The 21,289-nt window shown below is 63.8% G+C and carries 19 protein-coding genes and 1 tRNA gene; 6 read left to right on the forward strand and 14 right to left on the reverse strand.

Features of this window, described 5'->3' with window-relative positions; translation table 11 throughout:
• Positions 1-261: 261 nt before the first annotated feature.
• The 4 genes from AC1DQ3_RS24350 to AC1DQ3_RS24365 all read left to right on the forward strand — a co-directional run bounded on the left by AC1DQ3_RS24350 (position 262) and on the right by AC1DQ3_RS24365 (position 3,093).
• Positions 262-338, forward strand: a tRNA-Pro gene (locus tag AC1DQ3_RS24350).
• Positions 339-983: 645 nt separating this feature from the next.
• Positions 984-1,205: a translation initiation factor IF-1 gene (gene infA / locus AC1DQ3_RS24355; RefSeq protein WP_017230249.1), complete on the forward strand. Its 222-nt coding sequence runs from the start codon at positions 984-986 to the stop codon at positions 1,203-1,205.
• 382 nt (positions 1,206-1,587) lie between these two features.
• On the forward strand, positions 1,588-2,064 hold the full coding sequence (locus AC1DQ3_RS24360) for a SixA phosphatase family protein (protein WP_477122723.1): 477 nt from the start codon (positions 1,588-1,590) through the stop codon (positions 2,062-2,064).
• 174 nt (positions 2,065-2,238) lie between these two features.
• The gene (locus AC1DQ3_RS24365) at positions 2,239-3,093 is read left to right on the forward strand and encodes a GNAT family N-acetyltransferase (RefSeq protein ID WP_477122724.1); all 855 of its coding nucleotides are present in this window, start codon (positions 2,239-2,241) and stop codon (positions 3,091-3,093) included.
• Positions 3,094-3,186: 93 nt separating this feature from the next.
• On the opposite strand, the gene ppx is transcribed toward AC1DQ3_RS24365, so the two are convergent.
• Entirely contained in the window at positions 3,187-4,719 is a 1,533-nt protein-coding gene (ppx, locus tag AC1DQ3_RS24370) for an exopolyphosphatase (RefSeq protein WP_477122725.1), read from the reverse strand.
• 187 nt (positions 4,720-4,906) lie between these two features.
• Between ppx and ppk1 the strand changes: the two genes are divergently transcribed.
• The gene (gene ppk1 / locus AC1DQ3_RS24375; RefSeq protein WP_477122726.1) at positions 4,907-6,991 is read left to right on the forward strand and encodes a polyphosphate kinase 1; all 2,085 of its coding nucleotides are present in this window, start codon (positions 4,907-4,909) and stop codon (positions 6,989-6,991) included.
• Between the two features lie 87 nt (positions 6,992-7,078).
• On the opposite strand, the gene phoR is transcribed toward ppk1, so the two are convergent.
• The 11 genes from phoR to AC1DQ3_RS24430 all read right to left on the reverse strand — a co-directional run bounded on the left by phoR (position 7,079) and on the right by AC1DQ3_RS24430 (position 19,432).
• Positions 7,079-8,422, reverse strand: a complete 1,344-nt coding sequence (gene phoR, locus AC1DQ3_RS24380) for a phosphate regulon sensor histidine kinase PhoR (protein ID WP_477122727.1) — start codon at positions 8,420-8,422, stop codon at positions 7,079-7,081.
• 115 nt (positions 8,423-8,537) lie between these two features.
• Positions 8,538-9,245, reverse strand: a complete 708-nt coding sequence (gene phoB / locus AC1DQ3_RS24385; RefSeq protein WP_477122728.1) for a phosphate regulon transcriptional regulator PhoB — start codon at positions 9,243-9,245, stop codon at positions 8,538-8,540.
• 25 nt (positions 9,246-9,270) lie between these two features.
• Positions 9,271-9,975: a phosphate signaling complex protein PhoU gene (gene phoU / locus AC1DQ3_RS24390; RefSeq protein WP_477122729.1), complete on the reverse strand. Its 705-nt coding sequence runs from the start codon at positions 9,973-9,975 to the stop codon at positions 9,271-9,273.
• 56 nt (positions 9,976-10,031) lie between these two features.
• Positions 10,032-10,820 carry a phosphate ABC transporter ATP-binding protein PstB gene (gene pstB / locus AC1DQ3_RS24395; protein WP_477122730.1) on the reverse strand — a complete coding sequence of 263 codons (789 nt, stop codon included), beginning with the start codon at positions 10,818-10,820 and terminating at the stop codon, positions 10,032-10,034.
• A gap of 53 nt (positions 10,821-10,873) precedes the next feature.
• Positions 10,874-11,776, reverse strand: a complete 903-nt coding sequence (pstA, locus tag AC1DQ3_RS24400) for a phosphate ABC transporter permease PstA (RefSeq protein WP_477122731.1) — start codon at positions 11,774-11,776, stop codon at positions 10,874-10,876.
• Positions 11,773-12,738 carry a phosphate ABC transporter permease PstC gene (gene pstC, locus AC1DQ3_RS24405; protein ID WP_477122732.1) on the reverse strand — a complete coding sequence of 322 codons (966 nt, stop codon included), beginning with the start codon at positions 12,736-12,738 and terminating at the stop codon, positions 11,773-11,775. Before pstC ends, pstA begins: the two co-directional genes overlap by 4 nt.
• A gap of 263 nt (positions 12,739-13,001) precedes the next feature.
• A complete protein-coding gene (gene pstS / locus AC1DQ3_RS24410; protein ID WP_477122733.1) occupies positions 13,002-14,033 on the reverse strand; it encodes a phosphate ABC transporter substrate-binding protein PstS in 1,032 nt (343 codons plus the stop codon).
• Between the two features lie 255 nt (positions 14,034-14,288).
• The gene (gene glmM, locus AC1DQ3_RS24415; protein ID WP_477122734.1) at positions 14,289-15,635 is read right to left on the reverse strand and encodes a phosphoglucosamine mutase; all 1,347 of its coding nucleotides are present in this window, start codon (positions 15,633-15,635) and stop codon (positions 14,289-14,291) included.
• A gap of 98 nt (positions 15,636-15,733) precedes the next feature.
• Positions 15,734-16,531 (reverse strand): dihydropteroate synthase, encoded by a 798-nt coding sequence (gene folP / locus AC1DQ3_RS24420; protein WP_477122778.1) that lies wholly within the window; start codon positions 16,529-16,531, stop codon positions 15,734-15,736.
• A 248-nt stretch (positions 16,532-16,779) separates the two neighbouring features.
• On the reverse strand, positions 16,780-18,663 hold the full coding sequence (gene ftsH, locus AC1DQ3_RS24425; RefSeq protein WP_477122735.1) for an ATP-dependent zinc metalloprotease FtsH: 1,884 nt from the start codon (positions 18,661-18,663) through the stop codon (positions 16,780-16,782).
• Positions 18,664-18,766: 103 nt separating this feature from the next.
• Entirely contained in the window at positions 18,767-19,432 is a 666-nt protein-coding gene (locus AC1DQ3_RS24430) for an RlmE family RNA methyltransferase (protein WP_035860545.1), read from the reverse strand.
• Between the two features lie 196 nt (positions 19,433-19,628).
• Between AC1DQ3_RS24430 and AC1DQ3_RS24435 the strand changes: the two genes are divergently transcribed.
• Entirely contained in the window at positions 19,629-20,126 is a 498-nt protein-coding gene (locus AC1DQ3_RS24435; protein ID WP_477122736.1) for a YhbY family RNA-binding protein, read from the forward strand.
• Positions 20,127-20,210: 84 nt separating this feature from the next.
• Here AC1DQ3_RS24435 and AC1DQ3_RS24440 read toward each other — a convergent pair whose 3' ends face one another.
• Both AC1DQ3_RS24440 and greA read right to left on the reverse strand, forming a co-directional pair.
• Positions 20,211-20,714 (reverse strand): DUF4149 domain-containing protein, encoded by a 504-nt coding sequence (locus AC1DQ3_RS24440; RefSeq protein ID WP_477122737.1) that lies wholly within the window; start codon positions 20,712-20,714, stop codon positions 20,211-20,213.
• A 10-nt stretch (positions 20,715-20,724) separates the two neighbouring features.
• Positions 20,725-21,201 carry a transcription elongation factor GreA gene (gene greA / locus AC1DQ3_RS24445; RefSeq protein ID WP_477122738.1) on the reverse strand — a complete coding sequence of 159 codons (477 nt, stop codon included), beginning with the start codon at positions 21,199-21,201 and terminating at the stop codon, positions 20,725-20,727.
• Positions 21,202-21,289: the final 88 nt, after the last annotated feature.

Below are 21,289 nucleotides of genomic sequence, written 5' to 3' on the forward strand. Positions count from 1 at the left end.
GATCGTGGCGAGGGCACTCTTGTTTTCATGCTTAGCGCCAGTCCCGCAGGTGGCACGCCTCCCCTGGCGCCTGACCGGGCGCGGGTTCTGGCCGCTGCGGTGTGCGGATTATGTCAGCGCTTGCGACCAAGTCAAGCGAACCTTGCCTATCGATTACGGCGTTACGGCCACTGGCATCGGCCAGCGCCATGCGCGGCCGGTGCAAAAGCAGCAAAGTAAAGTTTGACCCCTGACCCACAGCCGCGCTACAATCCGACGCTTCGGGGCGTAGCGCAGCCTGGTAGCGCATCTGATTTGGGATCAGAGGGTCGCATGTTCGAATCATGTCGCCCCGACCAGTATTTGGCAATATGATCAAAGGCTTAGACCGTAAGGTCTAAGCCTTTTTTTCGTCCTGTTTTTTCCTCCTGTTTTTTCGTCCTGTTTTTGCCACTTTCGGCTAGTCTGGCGCACCTTGTCCGATACGTGGCCATACCTTGTGTTTTTGCCGCCGGAAACCCACGCGCCACACTCAGGTGCATCATGCCTTGACGCCCCGGCATGGTATAATCGCGCGTTAGCCCGGGGTGTATGCAGCATGCCCTGTCACCGGGCGCCCTCGTCGAAATCTGCGATTCAAGCCGCGGGCTATACTGCCGCGCAGTATCGGCGAGATCGGCGAGCCACCGGGAACATCATGCCCGCTTCATCGCCCCGCGCCTATCACGGTAGGACGGCCGCATTCTCCGGGCCGCAACCGGCAAGGCAATCGGCCGGGCACTGACGCGCCCCCTGGCGATTCCCTAACGTGGACCACGTTGCACGCGCTTTGGCCGTGCCGGTCCGGGTCAGCTTGCCTCCCGCAACTCCTTGGCGCATCCAAGCAAGCCGGCGCTTGTCACTGCTGGCACCCGGACCTCGCGAGTCGGCAGGCAGCAAGCCTGCGCTCGCCTCACCGGATTTACCTAAATCATGCAGCCCAAGGCTGCCGTAAAGGAAGAAGATTGGCTAAGGAAGAACTCATTGAATTTGGCGGTGTTGTCTCGGAAGCCCTGCCGGACAATCGTTACCGCGTAACGCTGGAAAACGGCGTGGAAATCTGGGCCTATGCTTCGGGCAAGATGCAGAAACACCGCATCCGGATCCTGGCCGGTGACCGCGTGACGCTGGAAATGTCGCCCTACGACTTGACCAAGGGCCGCATTAACTTCCGCCACAAAGCCTGATCTTCTTCCACGCTCGCCGCCGGCGAGCGTCGCGTCAAGCGCGCACCCAGGGCACCGCATCGCGGCGGTACGGCCCCGGGAAACATCTGGCCATTGCTATCCGCACGGGCCTGCCGGAAGCATCGCCTTGCCCTGGCAACGCCAGCCTGATTCCTTCAGGCCTGGTATTTGACTCGCGCGCCCCATGTCCCTCGCCCTCCAGGCACTCTCGCCCTGCTGCCCTCGTGCGTTTCCGCCCGTGCCGGCATGATGCGTTCGTCACATAGGCGTCATCCGGGCTTGCGATGCTGCAAGCCCGCATGGCCGGTGTTTGYCCGTCTTGCACGCACCGGCGGGCGTAGCCATACTCAAGCCATCCCTTTCGCGCAAGCACCCCACCCCCATGAACCTGATCCTTTGGCGCCATGCCGAAGCCGAAGAACTGCCCGGCGCGCTTGGCCTCAGCCGCAATGCCGACCTGCAACGCCCACTGACAAGGCGCGGCCACAAGCAGGCGGACGCCTCGGCAGCCTGGCTGCGTGCCCACCTCCCGGCCGGCACGCGCGTTGCCTGCAGCCCGGCGCTGCGCACCCGCGAGACCGCCGCCGCCCTGCGTGAAAACGCCGAGATACTGCCCGAACTCGCTCCAGGCGCGGACGTCAGTTCGGTGCTGGCCGCGGTCGACTGGCCGCAGGGCGCCGAGCACACTGTCCTGGTCGGTCACCAGCCCTGGCTCGGCAGGCTGGCCAGCCTGCTGCTGGCAGGCACGGAATTGAACTGGAGCGTGCGCAAGAGCGGTATCTGGTGGCTGTCGGGCCGCACCCGCGAAAGCGAATCGCAGGTGGTGCTACGCGCTGTCGTCAATCCGGAGTTCCTCTAACACTTCCGCTTCTCCCGGTTCTTCCGGCTCTCCCCCGCTCTGCGCGGCATCCCGGGCCAGGCAGCCGCCACTTGTCTGGCCCGCGTCACTGAACCGTCATGGCGGCTTCACGGCACTGTCACGCGCCCTCTCTACATTCGACCGCAACAGTTTCGTCACCGAAAGGACATACTGATGCGAGAGCTACCGACGCCCACCCAGCCGTTGTTCGATTCCTTGCCCAATGGCCTCTCCGGCCATTCGGCGCGGAGGCGTCTTCATCGCCAGCAACCTGCACAGGCAAATGAACAAGAGCATGAGCAGCCTGCTTTCAGCGTGGCGTGGGCGCGCCACCAGGATGAAGTAGTCGAGGCGCAGCGCCTGCGCTACAAGGTTTTCGCCGAAGAAATGGGCGCAAGGCTGAACACGTCGACGCCGGAACTCGACGTGGATATGTTCGACGCCTATTGCGACCACCTGATCGTGCGCGACCTCGCCACGCTCAAGGTCGTCGGCACGTACCGCGTAATGGCTCCGCACCAGGCCAAGCGGATCGGCTGCCTCTATGCCGAATCGGAATTCGACCTGGTGCGCCTGGCCCACCTCAAACCCAAGATGGTCGAACTGGGCCGCTCCTGCGTGCATCGCGACTACCGCTCGGGCAGTGTGATCATGGCGCTGTGGGGCGGCCTTGGCGAGTACCTGCAGCGCTGGGGAATCGAGTCGATGCTGGGATGCGCGAGCGTGCCGATGAGCGATGGCGGCCACTATGCGGCCAGCCTTTACCGGGTCTTCGCGGAGCGTGCGCTGGCGCCGATCGAATACCATGCGTTCCCGCGGCTGCCATTGCCGATCGATGAGCTTAACCAGACGCTGGATGTCGAGCCGCCGGCGCTGATCAAAGGGTATTTGCGGCTCGGCGCGCGTATTTGCGGCATGCCGGCCTGGGATCCCGATTTCAACGTCGCGGACTTCCTGACGCTGCTGCGGGTGAACGATATGAATCCCCGCTATGCACGCCACTTCCTCGGCCTGAACCGCGGCGCCTGAGCCTGGCTGTTCCTGCGCGAACGTCGGCCGTTCGCGCAGGCAACACCGGATACCTGAACGGGGGCCGCCTTCCGGCTGGCCCCCGCGTCTTGCTCAGGCGTAGACCACCTTGTAGCGCTTGCCGATCCGTTCCCATTCATCGGCTTCCTGCGCCAGGCTGTATTCCACCAGCGGATTGGCTTCGATCCAGTCCTTCGGCAAGCGGACCTCGAAGCCTTCGTCCAGCCCGTCCGAGCGTTGGCCTACGATGATTTCCGGCAGCGGCTCGTCGGCGCGGCGACGGCATAGCACGAAGGCCAGGCGCAGGCTGAACAGCATGCGCCAGTCCAGGAACTTGCCGCTGCCGGACAGCTTGCCCAGCTTGCCCGCATGCCCAAGCAGCAGCGTCGCCAGCCGTGCCTGGTCGGTCTTCGAGAAGCCCGGCATGTCGGCGTGGGTGGCGATATACGCCGAGTGCTTGTGGTAGCCGCTGTGCGAGATGGTCATGCCGATCTCGTGCAGCCCGCCGGCCCAGCCCAGCAACGCCAGGTTGTCGTCGCGGCGCTCATTGCGCGGCTCGGGAAACTGCGCCAGCAAGCCCAGCGCGGCCTGTCGCACACGCTGCGACTGGGCGCGGTCGACCCCATAGCGCCGCATGAACTGGTCAACCGTGATGGTGCGCATGTCCTCGTGGTGCGTGCGGCCCAGCAGGTCGTACAGCACGCCCAGGCGCAACGCGCCGTCGGTGACGTCCATGCGATCGATATCGAGCTCGGCGAACACGCCGAGCATGATCGACAGGCCGCCAGGCAGCACGGGGACGCGGTCCGCCTTCAGCCCTACCAGCTTGACCCGGTTGGCGTTCTCGGCCTTGACCAGCGCGCGCTTGAGACGCTCCAGCCCTTCACGGGTGATGCCGTGTTCGGCCGGGTTGTCGTTCATGCCGTTGAGCTCGATCAGCTCGGCCAGCGCGCGCGCGGTGCCGGACGATCCCACCGCCTGCTGCCAGCCAGCCGCACGGTACTGGCGCACCAGCACCTGGATCTCCCGGCGCGCGGCCAGTTCCGCCTGCTTCATCGCGTATTCATCGACGTTGCCGCTGGGGAAAAACTGCCGGCTGTGCGAGACGCAGCCAATGTACAGGCTCTCCATCAGCTTGGACGAGTAGCCGCTGCCGATGATGAACTCGGTCGAGCCGCCGCCGATGTCCACCACCAGCCGGTTGCCCGCGCAGGCCGGCGCATCGTGCGAAGCGCCCAGGTAGATCAGCCGCGCTTCTTCCCGCCCGGCAATCACCTCGATCGGGAATCCCAGCGCATTCTCGGCCTCGATCAGGAACTCCGAGGCGTTCTTGGCCACCCGCAGCGTATTGGTCGCCACCGCGCGCACCTGGTCCGCGGAGAAGTCGCGCAGGCGGTCGCCGAAACGCCGCAGCGCGTCGATGCCGCGGCGGCGAGCCGGTTGGTCCAGGTACTTGTCGGGCGTGAGACCGGCGGCAAGGCGTACCGGCTCGCGCAGCGCGTCGACCTGGAAAATCTGACTGGCCGGGCCGGATGCGGTCAGGCTCTCGTCCACCCGTCCGATCATCAGGCGGAAGCTGTTCGATCCCATATCGACGGCGGCCAGCAAGCGAGGGTTTTCGTTCATCGCGGTAGGGGAATGTTGGTAAGGGCCGCACTAGCCGCGGCGCAAATGATTGGGTCAGGCGCCACTCAAACGCCCAAGCAGGAAAAATATGTCTTGATCATGTCTGTATCGTGACAAAATCACTTTGTCATCAATTTGACATGGATATATGAAAAAGTCGCCGCATTATCATACGAAGGTCATGCCAATGTCGACGAGCCCACCCGGCACACTACTCAACCGTGAACTGGGCATTCTGGAATTCAATGCGCGCGTGATGGCCCAGGCAGCCGACGCCGCGGTGCCGCTGCTGGAACGCCTGAAGTTCATTTGTATCGTATCAAGCAATCTGGACGAGTTCTTCGAGATCCGCATGGCCGGACTGAAGGAGCAGATGCGCGACAACCCGTCCGGGATCACTCCCGACGGGCTCTCCCTGCAGCAGGCATACCAGATCGTCACGGAACGCATGCAAAAGCTCGTGGCGATGCAGTATGACATGCTGCAAAACGTGATTTTCCCCCTATTGGAAAAAGAAGGGGTGTACTTTCACCTGACCGCCACCTGGAACGAGGCGCAACGCGAATGGGCTCGCAGCTTCTTCGTGCGCGAACTCGGTCCGGTGCTGACGCCGATCGCGCTGGACCCCGCCCACCCCTTCCCGCGGGTGCTCAACAAGAGCCTGAATTTCGTCATTGAGCTGTCGGGCAAGGATGCCTTCGGCCGGGAGGCCGACCTGGCCATCGTGCAGGCGCCGCGCGCACTGCCGCGCATGGTGCGGATGCCCGAGGCGCTCTCGGGCTATCCCTACGGCTTTGTGCTGCTGTCGTCCTTCATGCAAGGCTTCGTGCATGAGCTGTTCCCTGCCATCAAGGTCATCGGCTGCTATCAGTTCCGCGTCACCCGCAACTCCGACCTGTTTGTGTCGGAAGACGATATCACGGACCTGCGCGAAGCCCTGCAGGGTGAGTTGCCCACCCGCCACTTCGGTGACACGGTGCGCCTGGAAATCTCCTCCGACACACCGCCGGCCATCGCGCGCCGTCTGCTGCTCGAATCCGGCCTGGGCGAGCAGGACGTCTACCGCGTGAGCGGCCCCGTCAACCTGGTGCGGCTGATGCAGATCCCCGACCTGGTCGACCGCCCTTCCCTCAAGTACCCGCCCCACGTGCCGGCGCCGGTCAAGGCGTTTGTGCCTGGCGTGCCGATGTTCGATGCGATCCGCCAGCAGGACGTGTTGCTGCATCATCCCTACGAGAGCTTCAGCTCGGTGCTCGACCTGCTGCAGCAGGCCGCCGTCGATCCCGCAGTGGTGGCCATCAAGCAGACCGTCTATCGCACCGGCAACGAGTCGCCGGTGATGGAAGCACTGATGACGGCGGCCCGCAACGGCAAGGAAGTCACGGTCGTGGTGGAGCTGCTGGCCCGCTTTGACGAAGAGACCAATATCAACTGGGCCGAGCGGCTCGAATCCGCCGGCGCGCATGTGGTCTACGGGGTGGTCGGCCACAAGTGCCATGCCAAGATGCTGCTGATGGTCCGGCGCGAACTGGCCGGCGCCAAGAGCAAGGAGTACAAGCTGCGGCGCTACGCGCACCTGGGCACCGGCAATTACCATCCGCGCACCGCGCGGCTGTACACCGACTTCGGCCTGCTCACCGCCAACGAGCGGATCTGCGAGGACGTCCAGCACGTGTTCCAGCTGCTCACCGGCACCGCGGGCACCATCCGGCTGAATCACTTGTGGCAGTCGCCGTTCACCATGCAGAGCAACCTGGTCGAGCATATCCGCGCGGAAGCGCGCAATGCCCGCGCCGGCAAGCGTTCGCACATCATGGCCAAGATGAACGCGCTGCTGGAGCCATCGATCATCGACGAACTGTACAAGGCGTCACGCGCCGGCGTGAAGATCGACCTGATCATCCGCGGCGTGTGCGCGCTGCGCCCGGGGGTGCCGGGGATGTCGGAAAATATCTCGGTGCGCTCGATTGTCGGGCGCTTCCTGGAACATCACCGGGTCTACTACTTCCTGGCCGGTGGCACCGAAGTGGTCTACCTGTCCAGCGCGGACTGGATGGACCGCAACCTGTTCCGCCGGGTCGAGGTTGCCTTCCCCGTACTGGACACGGCGCTGAAGGCGCGCGTGATCAAGGAGAGCCTGCGGGTTCACCTGCGCGACAATGCTTCCGCCTGGATCATGCAGGAAGACGGCAGCTATACGCGCAAGCACACCAAGTCCAGCCAGCCCCACGTCAGCCAGCTCGATTTGCTGGCCATGTTCGCAAACGGCTGAGGCACTGGCGGCGTGGCGCGCCTGGCGCGCTGCGCCCAGCGGCTGCAGTGACGCTTGCCAACCAGTCCACGCAGGTCCGGACCGTAGTCAGGCCGCCTTCTGCGGTGGCTGGCTCCGCTGTGGCGCGGCGGCCGGCACGTAACCGCTGCGATCGGTCGGGAACACCACGCGGAACACGCTGCCGCGACCTACCTCGCTGGTGATGCGCAGGTCGGCATGATGGCGCGACAGCACGTGCTTGACGATGGCAAGCCCCAGGCCGGTGCCGCCGGTATCGCGCGAGCGGCTGCGATCGATCCGGTAGAAGCGCTCGGTGAGACGTGGGATATGGTCGGCGGCGATGCCCAGGCCCGTATCGCTGACCGAGAAGATGGCGTGCTCGTTCTCGTACACCAACGCCATGCTGATGCGCCCACCCTCCGGCGTATAGCGCACCGCGTTGGAAACCAGGTTGCCGAACGCCGACAGCAGTTCGCGCTCCGCGCCGCGGATGACGACCGCCGGATCGATCTGCGCCGAGACCTGATGGCCGCCTTGCGACAACGCCTCGGCGTCGTGCACCAGGTGGCCGACCAGTTCGGCCATGTCGATGCGATCCAGGCTTGGCGGCAGCTCGTCGCTTTCGAGCTTGGCCAGCACCAGCAAGTCCTCGACCAGGTGCTGCATGCGCATGGACTGCACCAGCATCATGTCGAGATAGCGGTTGCGGTCCTGTTCCGCTACCGGCAGGTCGCGCACCGTCTCCAGGAAGCCAGTCAGCACCGTCAGGGGCGTCTTCAGCTCGTGCGAGACGTTGGCGACGAAATCCCGGCGCATCGCCTCGGTGTTCTCCAGCTTGGTGATGTCGTGCGTCAGCACCAGCTTGCGGTTCTCGCCATAGGGCAGGATCTGCACGGCGATCACGCTGCGCTTGTGCTCGCCCATGTCGCGCATCAGCAGCGGATCGTCGAAACGCTGCAGTTGCAGGTACTTGATGAATTCGGGACGCCGGAGCAGGTGGGTAATGCGCTGGCGCACATCCCGCCGCGCATTGAGGCCGAAGTGCTGCTCGGCCACGTCGTTGCACCATTCGATCTGGTCAGCGTCGTCGAGCATCAGCACGCCGTTGGGCGAGGCCTGGATGGCCTGGATAAAGCGGGTGTGCTGCTGCTCGACCTGGAGCACCTGGGTACGCCAGCGTTTGACCAGCCGGTGCAGGCGGTAATACACCTCGCCCCACAGCCCGAGCGCGCTGGGGATCTCGCCGTATGCCGGCGCGTCCAGCACTTTCCACAGCCGGTTGATCTGATACAGGTAGTAGAGCAGCAGCCCCAGCAGCGCGGCACACATGAAGCCCAGCGCGGGCACGGGACCGGCGAGGAAATACAGCCCGGCCGAAGCCAGGGCCAGGAAGATCAGGATGGCCGCCGAACGGGCCCAGATGACGTTCATGAAGAGGGAAGAAGGTCAGGCAGGCGGCAAGACCGCGGGGAATGCGGTGGAGTGTGCCACGAAACAGGCGTCAGGCGACAGGTGCCACGTCAACGAAACCGTGGCACGCCTGGTATCAGTGGCCGGGCGCGCGCGCCAGGCGGTATCCACTGCCCCGCACCGTCTCGATCATATTGCTGTAGCCGCCGGGGGTCAGCGCGGCGCGCAAGCGCTTGATATGGACGTCGACCGTCCGTTCTTCCACGAACACGTGATCGCCCCAGACCTGGTCCAGCAATTGCGAACGGCTGTGCACACGCTCCGGATGCGTCATCAGGAAGTGCAGAAGGCGGAACTCGGTGGGGCCAAGATCCAGCTTGATCATCCCGCTCTCGTCCTGGCCGGTGACGCGGTGCGTGGCCGGGTCTAGGCGCAGGCCGTTGATGGCAACCACGTCGTCGGTCAGCTGCGGGGCGCGGCGGCGCAACACCGCCTTGATGCGGGCCAGCAGTTCCTTGGGGGAGAACGGCTTGGTGACGTAGTCGTCCGCCCCGGCCTCGAGCCCCAGCACCTTGTCCTGTTCCTCGCTGCGCGCGGTCAGCATGATGATCGGAATCTGCTTGGTGCGGTCGTTGTTGCGCAGCTCCTTGGCGAATGTGGCGCCCGACTTGCCCGGGAGCATCCAGTCGAGCAGTACCAGGTCGGGCAGCACGTCGCTCATCAGCGACAGCGCCTGCTCGGCGTTATAGGCCCGGATCGGATAATGTCCCGCGTGCTGCAGGTTGACCGCGATCAGTTCGGCGATCGCCGGTTCGTCTTCGACAACAAGAATGCTGCTTGGCATGAATATTTCTCCGCAGTGGCGCCGTTCAACTCAGCGCTTCGCGCTCCATGTCCTCACGCGAAGCGTGGCGGACATCCGTTCCCTTGACGATGTAGATGATGAATTCAGCGATGTTCTTGGCGTGATCACCAATGCGCTCGATCGCCTTGGCGATAAAGAGGAAATCCAGCGCGACCGAGATCGTGCGCGGGTCTTCCATCATATAGGTGATGAGCTTGCGCACGAATGCGCGGAATTCGTCGTCGATGGCCTTGTCGTCCTTGACGATGCGGGCCGCGGCCACGGTGTCCAGGCGCGCAAAGGCGTCCAGTGCCTGGCGCAGCAGCGCGATGGCCAGGTCGCCCGAGAGCTTCACCTCGGAATAATTGATCTGGTGGGCCCCCGTGTCTTCCATGATGTGCTTGGTGCGCTTGGCGATCTTCTCCGCCTCGTCGCCGGCGCGTTCCAGGTTGGTGATGGTCTTGGAAATCGCCATCACCAGGCGCAGATCGCGCGCGGTCGGTTGCCGGCGCGCGATGATGTTGCCGCAGTCGGCGTCGATCTCGACCTCGAGGGCGTTGAGCTGCTGCTCGCGCGCGATCACCTGGTCGGCGAGATCGGCATCGAATTCCGATAGCGCCCGCATGGCGATTTCAATCTGCGACTCGACCAGACCGCCCATCTGCAACAGCTTCGTGCTGATGGCGTTGAGGTCGGCGTCGAATTGGGTCGACAGATGCTTGTCAGACATGGTGTTCTCCTAGCCGCTTTATTTGCATGCTATGCGTTATGTGCGCAACGCTCAAATCAGCCGAAACGGCCTGTGATGTAGTCTTCGGTTTCCTTGCGATGCGGCTTGATGAAGATCTTCTCGGTCTCGCCGAATTCGATCAGTTCACCCAGGTACATATACGCGGTGTAGTCCGAGCAGCGCGCGGCTTGCTGCATATTGTGCGTCACGATCACCACCGTGTAGTCGTCCTTCAGCTCGGCGATCAGTTCTTCGATGCGGCCGGTCGAAATCGGATCGAGTGCCGAGCACGGTTCATCGAGCAGCAGGACTTCCGGGCGGATGGCGATGCCGCGCGCAATGCACAGGCGCTGTTGCTGGCCGCCGGAAAGGCCATAGCCCGATTGCTTGAGCTTGTCCTTGACTTCGTTCCAAAGCGCAGCCTTGGCCAGTGCCCACTCCACCCGATCATCCATCTCGGAGCGCGACAGCTTCTCGAACAGGCGCACCCCAAAGGCAATATTGTCATAGATCGACATCGGGAACGGCGTCGGCTTCTGGAACACCATGCCAACCTTGGCGCGCAGCAGGGCGATGTCCTGCCTGGCGGTCAGCAGGTTGTCGCCGTCCATGTTGATCTCGCCGTCGGCACGCTGCTCCGGGTAGAGCGCGTACATCTTGTTGAACGTGCGCAACAGGGTCGACTTGCCGCAGCCCGACGGGCCGATGAAGGCCGTCACCTTGCGCTCGGGAATCGACATATTGACGTTCTTCAACGCATGGAACTGGCCATAGTAGAAGTTAAGGTTGCGCACATCGATCTTGGCGCGGGTCGTGTCGGAAATGTCGATGGCGGTCGAGGTCATGCTCGTCTCTCGCAAGGAATTTTGGGAATGCCGCGTGGCGATCGCGTCACTGGTCATTTCTTGAACAGGATGCGGGCCAGGATATTCAGCGCAAGCACCCCGACGGTAATCAGGAACACGCCGGCCCAGGCCAGTTGCTGCCACTCGACAAACGGGCTCATGGCGAAGCGGAAGATGGTCACCGGGAGGTTCGCCATCGGCTTGTTCAGGTCGCTGGTCCAGAACTGGTTGGACAAGGCCGTGAACAGCAGCGGCGCGGTCTCGCCGGCGATACGAGCCACCGCCAGCAGCACGCCGGTGAGGATGCCAGCGTACGACGACTTCACCGTGATCGACAGCACCATCTTCCACTTGGGCGTGCCCAGGGCAAAGGCAGCCTCGCGCAGTGCGTTCGGGACCAGGTTCAGCATGTTCTCCGTGGTACGCACCACGATCGGGATCTGCAGCAGCGCCAGCGCGCAGATGCCGGCCCAGGCGGAGAAATGGCCCATGCGGGTCACGACCAGCGCGTAGACGAACAGGCCAATCACGATCGACGGTGCCGACAGCAGGATGTCGTTGATAAAGCGGATGAAGCTGGCCAGCGGCGACGTCTTGCCGTATTCGGCCAGGTAGATGCCGGCCAGGATGCCCAGCGGCGTGCCGCACAGCGTGGCCAGCCCGACCATCACGAAGCTGCCGTAGATCGCATTGGCCAGGCCACCGCCGGCGGTATTCGGGGCCGGGGTCATTTGCGTGAACAGGTCCATCGACAGCCCGCCCAGCCCTAGCGAGATGGTGGTCCAAAGGATCCATGCCAGCCAGAACAGGCCGAACGCCATTGCGCCCAGCGACGCGGTCAGGGCATAGAAGTTGGTGCGGCGGCGGCGCGCCTGCATGCGTGCGCGCATGGCATCCGCACCCGGGCGCACTGCCGGAATCGAGGAGGAGGTGGAAGACATGGCGGCTTGGCTCATTTTGCGCCCTCGCTCTTGGCCAGGCGCATCAGCAGGAACTTCGACAGCGCCAGGACCACGAAAGTGATGAAGAACAGGATCAGGCCGAGTTCCATCAGCGCGGCGGTATGCAGCCCCGCGCCAGCTTCGGCGAATTCATTGGCCAGCGCCGAGGTAATGCTGTTGCCCGGCGAGAACAGCGAGGCGTTGTCCAGCAGGTTGGTATTGCCGATCACGAAGGTGACAGCCATGGTTTCGCCAAGCGCGCGGCCCAGGCCAAGCATCACGCCGCCGATCACGCCAGCGCGGGTGTAAGGCAGCACCACGCGCCACATCACTTCCCACGTCGTGCAGCCGACGCCGTAGGCCGATTCCTTGAGCAGCACCGGGGTGACCTCGAACACATCGCGCATCACCGAGGCGATATAGGGAATGATCATGATCGCCAGGATCACGCCGGCGCACAGCAGGCCGATGCCCAGCGGCGCGCCCTGGAACAGCTTGCCGATCAGCGGCAGCTGGCCCACCGTGGCGGCCAGCGGCCTCTGGAAGTACTCGCCGAAGATGGGTGAGAAGACCAGCAGGCCCCACATGCCGTAGACGATCGAGGGCACCGCGGCCAGCAGTTCGATGGCCGTGCCCAGCGGGCGGCGCAGCCATGCCGGCGACAGCTCGGTCAGGAACAGCGCGATGCCGAAGCTGATGGGCACCGCAATGATCAGGGCGATGAGCGAGGTCACGACGGTGCCGTAGATCGGCACCAGCGCGCCATAGACGTCCGCGGGTGGATCCCACTCGGCGGTCCACAGGAAGCGCAGGCCGAAGGTCTGGATGGTCGGCCACGCGCTGATAGCTAGCGACACGATGATGCCGCCCAGCAGCAGCAAGGTCACGATGGCCGCGCCGCGCGTCAGGCCACCAAACAAGACGTCACCGGTACGGCTCGGCGGCCGCACAGCGGATAGATCGGATGTAGTCGCCATGATGGGGTAATGGAGTTCGGTTATCTGGCATGCCAGCGGGTGCCCCGCTCACTCGGGCCGAAGGGCCCGTGCATTGCGCCGCGGGGGGCCGGGACGTGTGCCGCATGCACTGTGCGTTACTGCTTCTGCGGTGTTACTGCTTCTGCGATGTTACTGCTATTACTGCGTATTGCGATGCTGTTTGCCCGGCACCTTTTCAGGCGCCGGGCCGGCGAGACTGCCAACCCGGCGCGCGCAGGCGCGCCGGGTTGGCGCTCAGCCGATCAGTACAGCGCCTTGCCCGAGCTGTCCTTGACCGAAGACTTCCAGGTCGCGCGGATCTGGTTCACCACGGCTTCCGGCAGCGGCACGTAGTCGAGATCGCTGGCCATGTGGCCGCCACTCTTGTACGCCCAGTCGAAGAACTTCAGTACTTCCGTGCCCTGTGCCGGCTTTTCCTGGTTCTTGTGCACCAGGATGAAGGTGGCACCGGCGATCGGCCATGCGGCCTTGCCCGGCTCGTTGGTCAGGATCTGGTAGTAGGTCTTGCTCCAGTCGGCACCTGCTGCTGCTGCCTTGAAACCTTCATCGCTAGGCTGAACCACTACACCCGCAGCGTTCTTCATGTTCAGGTGGGTCATCTTGTTCTGCTTGGCGTAGGCGTACTCGACGTAGCCGATCGCGCCGTTCAGGCGTTGCACGAAAGCGGCCACGCCTTCGTTACCCTTGCCGCCCGTGCCACCACCCGGCCAGTTGACGGTCGTGCCTTCGCCTACCGAGCTCTTCCAGTCGGGGCTGACCTTGGACAGGTAGTTGGTGAAGATGAAGGTCGTCCCCGAACCGTCGGCGCGGCGCACCGGCAGGATGTCCTGGCTCGGCAGCTTGGCGTGCGGGTTCAGCGCCTTGATGGCGGGATCGTCCCACTTCTTGATCTTGCCCAGGTAGATGTTTGCCAGCACTTCGCCGGTGATGGTCAGTTCGCCCGGCTTGACGCCTTGCAGGTTAATCACCGGCACCACGCCGCCGATCACCGTGGGAAACTGCACCAGGCCTTGCTTGGCCAGTTCTTCGTCCTTCAGGGGTGCGTCGGAAGCACCGAAGTCGACGGTCTTGGCGCCGATCTGCTTGATGCCGCCGGACGAGCCGATGGATTGATAGTTGACCTTGTTACCCGTTGCTTTTTGGTATGCATCGGCCCACTTGGAATAGACGGGCGCCGGGAAAGATGCGCCAGCACCGGTAATTTCCGCCGCGAACGCAGTGCCCGCCACCACCAACGACACAATGCCTGCTACGGCAGTCTTGACCAGCTTCATATGTCCTCCAGAGACATGGTTGGGAATGACGATTTTTTGACAAGTCGAACTGTATGCCCAGACTATGACAATTCCATGACATCACGGGATCTTCTTGTCGGTGGCTAGAAAGTTAGCCTCGACTCACATCCAAAGGCCAGCCTCCCGACGCTGCCGATCGTGCCGCCGGCGCCCGAAATTCGGCGGTTAATTGCTGATTTAATTAAAAAAATGCCGGGCAATGCCCGGCATCCACGGCCTCGAACCGAATCGGACTCAGGCCCGCAAAGCGTCTGCCAGCGTCTGCGCCGCCTGCTCCGCGGTCTCGACCTGCTCGGCCTCCACCATCACGCGCACCACCGGCTCGGTTCCCGACGCCCGGATCAGCACACGGCCACAGCCTTCCAGCTGCGGCTCGATCTTGGCACGCGCCGCGGTCAGGCCGGGATGCGACTGCCAATCGAAGCCCTTTTCCACGCGCACGTTGATCAGCGTCTGCGGGAACAGCGAAACGCCCTCCAGCAGTTGGGCCAGGGTCTTGCCGCTGCGGCGCAAGGCCGCCAGGACCTGCAAGGCCGATACGATGCCGTCGCCGGTGGTATGCCGGTCCAGGCAAAGCAGATGGCCCGAGCCCTCGCCGCCCAGCACCCATTTGCGCTTGTTCAGCTCCTCCAGCACATAGCGGTCGCCCACCTTGGCACGCACGAACTCCACGCCCTTGCGCTTGAGCGCCAGTTCGACCGCCATGTTGGTCATCAGCGTGCCCACCGCGCCCTCCACCGCCTGGCCCGCATGCAGACGGTCCTGGACAATCAGGTAGAGCAGTTCGTCGCCATTGAACAGGCGGCCATCGCGGTCCACCACCTGCAGGCGGTCGGCATCGCCGTCGAAGGCCAGGCCGAGGTCCGCGCCATTGGCCTTGACCGCCTCGATCAGCTTCTCCGGCGCGGTGGCACCATATCCGGCGTTGATATTACGCCCGTCGGGCTGGTTGCCGATCGAGATCACATCGGCGCCCAGCTCGTGGAAAACGTGGGGTGCAATGTGATAAGCGGCGCCATGGGCGCAATCCACCACCAGCCTGAGCTTGTGCAGGTCCTGCTCGTAGGGGAACGTGCTCTTGCAAAACTCGATGTACCGGCCGGCGGCATCGTCGATACGCCGCGCGCGGCCGAGATCGTCCGAGCGCACGCATACCATCGGCTCTTCCAGGGCCGCTTCGATTGCCATTTCCACCGCGTCAGGCAGCTTGTCCCCGTCCGCGGAAAAAAACTTGATGCCGTTGTCGTAGTAGGGGTTATGGCTGGCGGAGATCACCACGCCCGCCGACAGGCGAAGAGCGCGCGTGAGATACGCCACGCCCGGCGTCGGCAGCGGCCCGGTCAGCAGCACATTGACGCCTGCCGAGGTAAAGCCGGCCTCCAGCGCGGCCTCCAGCATATAGCCGGAGATGCGCGTGTCCTTGCCGATCAGCACGGTCGGACGCGCCTGATCCTGCTGCTTCGCGCCGTGGGCGAGCACCATGCCCGCCGCATAGCCCAGGCGCATCACGAAGTCGGGCGTGATCGGCGCTTCGCCAACCCTGCCGCGTATGCCATCCGTGCCGAAGTACTTGCGTGTCATAAAGTTGTTCTCCCATTACTTTGTCTTGCGGATGCCGAACGCTAAAGCGAAAAGCTGAAGGCTGAAGAGGCATCGGGTGCCAATAATCAAAACCAATGCTAACCGGCAATTGTTTCATGGCGGATGGCCCACCAGGTCTTGAGTGCATCGACGGTTTGCTCCACATCATGTACGCGCACGATATACGCTCCCCGCTCCGCCGCGCACACTGCCGCGGCCAGGCTGGCGGCGACGCGTTGCTGCGGCGGCCGGCCGCCCAGGATGGCGCCGAGCGTCGACTTGCGCGATAGCCCCACCAGCAGGGGCAGCCCATCCACCGCCAGTTGCTGCAACCGGCCCAGGAGGTGCAGATTATGATCCGGCGTCTTGCCAAAACCAAAGCCCGGATCCAGCGTGATGCGGGCCTCGGCCACGCCTGCCGCGCGCAGGGCATCTACCCGCTCGCGCAGGAAGCCGGCCACTTCACCCACTACATCGTGGTATTGGGGCTGCTCCTGCATGGTCTGCGGATCGCGCTGCATATGCATCACGCACAGCCCGGCCTGGCCGGCATCCGGCTCGCTCACCGCCTCGATGGCGCCGGGCATGCGGAAACCCCAGATGTCATTGATCAGGTCGGCGCCGGCCGCCAGCGCGGCGCGCATGACTTCCGGCTTGTAGGTATCGATCGACAAGGCCCGGCCACAGTCGCGCAGTGCCTCGACGATCGGCAGCACGCGCTCCAGTTCCTGCTCCAGCGGCAGCGCCGCCGACCCTGGCCGGCTCGACTCGCCGCCGATATCGATGATATCCACGCCCTCGGCGATCATGCGCTCGGCATGCCGCATGGCGGCATCGCGGCCGGCGTGCTGGCCGCCGTCGGAAAAGGAGTCGGGGGTGACGTTAAGGATGCCCATCACCAGCGGACGTCGGTCGCGCGCGAAGCGGTAGCGGCCGCACTGGAAGAATGAATCGGTTGAGTTCGACAAGATACGAGAACGAGAAAGAAGGAAATATCCAGATTGCGCGAGGTGCGGCGCTGCAATGAAAAAGCCGGCGCACAAGGCGCCGGCTTCAGGCTTGATGTTCGACCGCGACAACCACGTCTATGGCACCAGGGTGTTACCGGGCCGCCGACGGGGTTGCCGTGCCTGCCATCATCCGCTCAGGCCGTGGCGGGTGCGTTGGTGGGAGCCACCGGCGAACCGCCCGACGGGGTGTTGCCACCACCGTTCTGGCTGGACGCACCACGCGGCGGGCGCGGCGGCTTGCCAGCCATGATGTCGTTGACCTGGTCAGCATCGATGGTTTCCCACTCCATCAGGGCCGCGGTCATGGCCTCGACCTTGTCGCGGTTTTCCTCGAGCAGGCGCTTGGCCAGGCCGTACTGTTCGTCGACGATGCGGCGGATTTCAGCGTCGACCTTGACCTGGGTGGCTTCCGATACCGTCTTGGACGACATCTTGCCGAACATGCCATCCTGCTCCGTATCCACATACACCATGGTACCCAGCATATCGCTCATGCCGAAGCGGGTGACCATGTCGCGGGCCGTCTTGGTGGCGCGCTCGAAGTCGTTGGAAGCACCGGTGCTCATGGCGTTGAGGAAAACCTCTTCCGCCGCGCGGCCGCCAAACAGGATGGCGATCTCGTCGAGCATGTTGTCCTTGTACTTCGAGTACTTGTCGTGCTCCGGCAATTGCCAGGTCACGCCCAGTGCCCAGCCGCGCGGCATGATGGTGACCTTGTGCACCGGATCCGCCTTGGGCAGCAGCTTTGCCACCACCGCATGGCCGGACTCGTGGTACGCGGTAGCACGGCGTTCTTCTTCGCGCATGACCGTGGACTTGCGCTCCGGGCCCATATAGATCTTGTCCTTGGCGTCCTCGAAGTCCTGCATGTCGACCACGCGCTTGCTGCGGCGGGCGGCAAACAGCGCGGCTTCATTGACCAGGTTGGCCAGGTCGGCGCCCGAGAAGCCCGGGGTACCACGTGCGATCACCGACGCGTCGACATCGTTGCCGATCGGCACCTTGCGCATATGGACCTTGAGGATCTGCTCGCGGCCACGGATGTCGGGCAGGCCGACATACACCTGGCGGTCGAAACGGCCCGGGCGCAGCAGCGCCTTGTCCAGCACGTCGGAACGGTTGGTGGCGGCGATCACGATCACACCCGAGTTGGCCTCGAAGCCGTCCATCTCGACCAGCATCTGGTTCAGGGTCTGCTCGCGCTCGTCGTTGCCGCCGCCCATGCCTGCGCCGCGGTGACGGCCGACCGCATCGATTTCGTCGATGAACACGATGCAGGGCGCCTGCTTCTTGGCGTTCTCGAACATGTCGCGCACGCGGGCCGCGCCCACGCCAACGAACATTTCAACGAAGTCCGAACCGGAGATGCTGAAGAACGGCACCTTGGCTTCGCCGGCGATGGCACGTGCCAGCAGCGTCTTGCCGGTGCCCGGAGGGCCTACCAGCAGCACGCCGCGCGGGATACGGCCGCCCAGCTTCTGGAATTTCTGCGGATCCTTGAGGAAGTCCACCAGTTCGATCACTTCTTCCTTGGACTCGTCGCAGCCGGCGACATCCTGGAAGGTGACGGCATTCTGGTTTTCATCGATCAGGCGCGCGCGCGACTTGCCGAAGGAAAAGGCACCGCCTTTGCCGCCGCCCTGCATCTGCCGCATCATGTAGAACCAGAACACGATGATCAGCAGGGTGGGCCCGAGGTAATAGAGGGCCTGCACCAGCATATTGGGTTCGTCGTCAGCCTTGCCAGTCACCTGGACACCGTACTTCATCAGGTCGCCGACCATCCAGATGTCGCCCGGCGAGATGATGGTGTACTTCTGCCCTTCCTTGGGCGAGACCACCAGATTACGGCCTTGCACGTCGACGCGGCCCACCTTGCCGGCCTTGGCGTCATCCATGAACTGCGAATAGGTGACGCCTTCCTGCGGGCGGGGCTTGTCGAACTGCTTGAAGACGGTAAACAGCACCAGCGCTATCACTAGCCAGATTGCCGCCTTTTGAAACAGGTTGTTATTCAAGGCCAAACTCCTTTACGAACGCCTTGCCAACGGGATAGCTGCATTGTAATGCAGTGCCCGGCGTCGGGGGAAAAAGCAAATTGATCGAAGCGATAGGCTCGCTTCACCCCGCCGACTTGAGGTAACGCCCAAGAATGAAGGTCTCTGAAGACTTGTCGCGCGACGCCTTGGGCTTGCGTTTGGCGACCACCTTGAACTGGCGCTTGAACTTCTCCACGATCTGGCTGTAACCGCTGCCATGGAAACACTTTACCAGCAATGAGCCCTCCGGCTTCAGATGCGCCTGGGCAAATTCCAGCGCCAGGTCGCACAAGTAATCGATGCGGGCGGCATCGGCAAAGGCCACACCTGACAAATTGGGGGCCATATCCGACAAAACAAGATCGATCTTTGCGCCGCCGGAGGCCTGCAGCACGATTTCCTCCAGTTGCCGGAAGACGTCCTCCTCGCGGAAGTCACCCTGGATAAATGTGACGTCAGCGACAGCCTCCATCGGCAGCAGGTCGATGGCGATCACCGCGCCGTCGATGCCGCCATCCTTGGCTCGCGGCGAAGCGGCCAGCTTGTTGCGGGCGTACTGGCTCCAGCTGCCAGGGGCCGCGCCCAGGTCGACAATGACCTGGCCGGGACGGATCAGCTTGTCCTGCTCGTCGATCTCTTTCAGCTTATACGCTGCGCGGGCCCGATAGCCCTCGCGCTGCGCCATTTTGACGTAGGGGTCGTTGATATGGTCATGCAACCACGCCTGATTGAATTTGTTCTTGGCCATTCCGGAGACATCTAGTTTGGAGAAAAACGCCGCCAACCCGCGGCCAGCCGTGCGTTTTTCACTCGTTTTGCTGATTTTGCAGCCTGACCGTGCCAGTTTGACGGATAATACGCGCCGATTCGCTTTTTCGGCACTTCGGTGCCCTGGTTTGCGCACCACTTGCGCGCCCATTTGCGCCCTCGCCTGCGCTTTACTTATGCCCGCTCTTCAACTCAATCCCGCCCAGCGCTCCGAACTCCGCTCACGTGCCCATGGCCTCAATCCGGTCGTCATGATCGGCGGCGAGGGCCTGACGCGTCCCGTCCTGGCCGAAATCGACCGTAGCCTGGCCTCGCACGACCTGATCAAGATCCGCGTATTCGGCGACGACCGCGAAAGCCGCATCGCCATGTATGAGGCCATTTGCGGGGATCTCGACGCCGCCCCGATCCAGCACATCGGCAAGCTGCTGGTGGTATGGCGCCCGGGTCCGGCCGTCCTGAAGGAAAATCTCCCGCAGGAACTGGGCCGCCTGGCCCCGCGTGGCGGCGCCGCGCCGCGCACCGTGACAGTCAAGAAGCCGAGCGCCGCGCCTAACCGCCGCCCCAAGCGCTCGCAAGTGACGGTGCTGGGCAATGAACGCGTCACCGCTGGCGGCAACGTCAAGCGTGCGCGCGCCCGCCCCACCAGCCAGAAGAAGAAAGCGCTCGACTGAGCGACTGGCCGGCGCATCCTGTCGCGCGCCGGCATGATATGGGCCGGCCCCACCCGGGGCCGCCGCCACCCTTGCTGACCTGCCCTACTCGCCCGCCGAACGCGGCGCCGCCGCGCGCCACACCAGCACCAGCGCCAGCAGGCTGTGCGCCAGGTAGAACAGGCTGGACACCCCATGCAGCATGCCGAACTGGCCCTTATAGGGAGAATCGGACACGCCCACGCCCAGCGCCGTTGCCTTGTCCTTCAGGTTCTCCATGAAGGGCTGGATGCCGAAGTACCCCAGCAGCACGCACAGCAGCATGGCCAGCACCAGCCAGCGCAGGCCACGGTAGCGCCTTGCACCGCGGCGGATCATCAGGTTGCACAGCGCCAGCTGCAGCACGCCGATCACCAGGCCAAGAATGGCCTCCGTGCGGAACAGCTGGCCGGCGATCAGCCCGGCGGTCTCGCGGCTGGGCAGCACGGAGAACAGCGTCGGCGCCACCATGTAGCCCACCGTCCACAGGCTGCCGGCCCAGACCACGGTCAGCAGGAGAAAGATCCGATGCGGCAGGGGCGGCAGGCTCGAGTAGGAGGAAGAGAACACGCAGCCTCTTTCAGACGTAGCGAACTGTGATGACTTCGTATTCGCGCTCGCCGCCGGGGGCCAGCACGATCGCCACATCGCCTTCGAACTTGCCGATCAGCGCACGCGCGATGGGCGAGCTGACCGAAATCTTGCCGCTGTCGAGGTCGGCCTCGTCGTCGCCGACGATCTGGTAGCTCACGGGCTTGCCGGAATCCAGCTCTTCCAGTTCGACGGTGGCGCCGAACACGATGCGGCCATCGACATCGAGCTGGGTCGGATCGATGACCTGCGCGGCCGACAGCTTGGACTCCACTTCCAGGATGCGGCCTTCGATAAAGGCCTGCTTTTCCTTGGCGGCGTCGTACTCGGCGTTTTCGGACAGGTCGCCTTGCGCGCGCGCCTCGGAAATGGCATTGATCACCGCAGGACGTTCGACGGCCTTCAGGCGCTGCAGTTCCTCTTTCAGCAGCTCTGCGCCGCGCTTTGTGATCGGAATCGTGCTCATGTCTCGTTCTGCAAAAAAATGAGCCGCAGCGGAGCTGGAACCATGCTCCGGCGTCGCTGCCCGGAGCACTTCCGCTCAACCGCGGCCT

This window comes from Cupriavidus sp. 01T418, assembly GCF_056398885.1.

Excerpts from the sequence above, each read along its gene's own strand:
- AC1DQ3_RS24360 (WP_477122723.1), top strand. The coding sequence starts at position 1,588 with ATGAACCTGATCCTTTGGCGCCATGCCGAAGCCGAAGAACTGCCCGGC.
- AC1DQ3_RS24365 (WP_477122724.1), top strand. The coding sequence starts at position 2,239 with ATGCGAGAGCTACCGACGCCCACCCAGCCGTTGTTCGATTCCTTGCCC.
- ppx (WP_477122725.1), bottom strand. The coding sequence starts at position 4,719 with ATGAACGAAAACCCTCGCTTGCTGGCCGCCGTCGATATGGGATCGAAC.
- ppk1 (WP_477122726.1), top strand. The coding sequence starts at position 4,907 with ATGTCGACGAGCCCACCCGGCACACTACTCAACCGTGAACTGGGCATT.
- phoR (WP_477122727.1), bottom strand. The coding sequence starts at position 8,422 with ATGAACGTCATCTGGGCCCGTTCGGCGGCCATCCTGATCTTCCTGGCC.
- phoB (WP_477122728.1), bottom strand. The coding sequence starts at position 9,245 with ATGCCAAGCAGCATTCTTGTTGTCGAAGACGAACCGGCGATCGCCGAA.
- phoU (WP_477122729.1), bottom strand. The coding sequence starts at position 9,975 with ATGTCTGACAAGCATCTGTCGACCCAATTCGACGCCGACCTCAACGCC.
- pstB (WP_477122730.1), bottom strand. The coding sequence starts at position 10,820 with ATGACCTCGACCGCCATCGACATTTCCGACACGACCCGCGCCAAGATC.
- pstA (WP_477122731.1), bottom strand. The coding sequence starts at position 11,776 with ATGAGCCAAGCCGCCATGTCTTCCACCTCCTCCTCGATTCCGGCAGTG.
- pstC (WP_477122732.1), bottom strand. The coding sequence starts at position 12,738 with ATGGCGACTACATCCGATCTATCCGCTGTGCGGCCGCCGAGCCGTACC.
- pstS (WP_477122733.1), bottom strand. The coding sequence starts at position 14,033 with ATGAAGCTGGTCAAGACTGCCGTAGCAGGCATTGTGTCGTTGGTGGTG.
- glmM (WP_477122734.1), bottom strand. The coding sequence starts at position 15,635 with ATGACACGCAAGTACTTCGGCACGGATGGCATACGCGGCAGGGTTGGC.
- folP (WP_477122778.1), bottom strand. The coding sequence starts at position 16,531 with ATGGGCATCCTTAACGTCACCCCCGACTCCTTTTCCGACGGCGGCCAG.
- AC1DQ3_RS24430 (WP_035860545.1), bottom strand. The coding sequence starts at position 19,432 with ATGGCCAAGAACAAATTCAATCAGGCGTGGTTGCATGACCATATCAAC.
- AC1DQ3_RS24435 (WP_477122736.1), top strand. The coding sequence starts at position 19,629 with ATGCCCGCTCTTCAACTCAATCCCGCCCAGCGCTCCGAACTCCGCTCA.
- greA (WP_477122738.1), bottom strand. The coding sequence starts at position 21,201 with ATGAGCACGATTCCGATCACAAAGCGCGGCGCAGAGCTGCTGAAAGAG.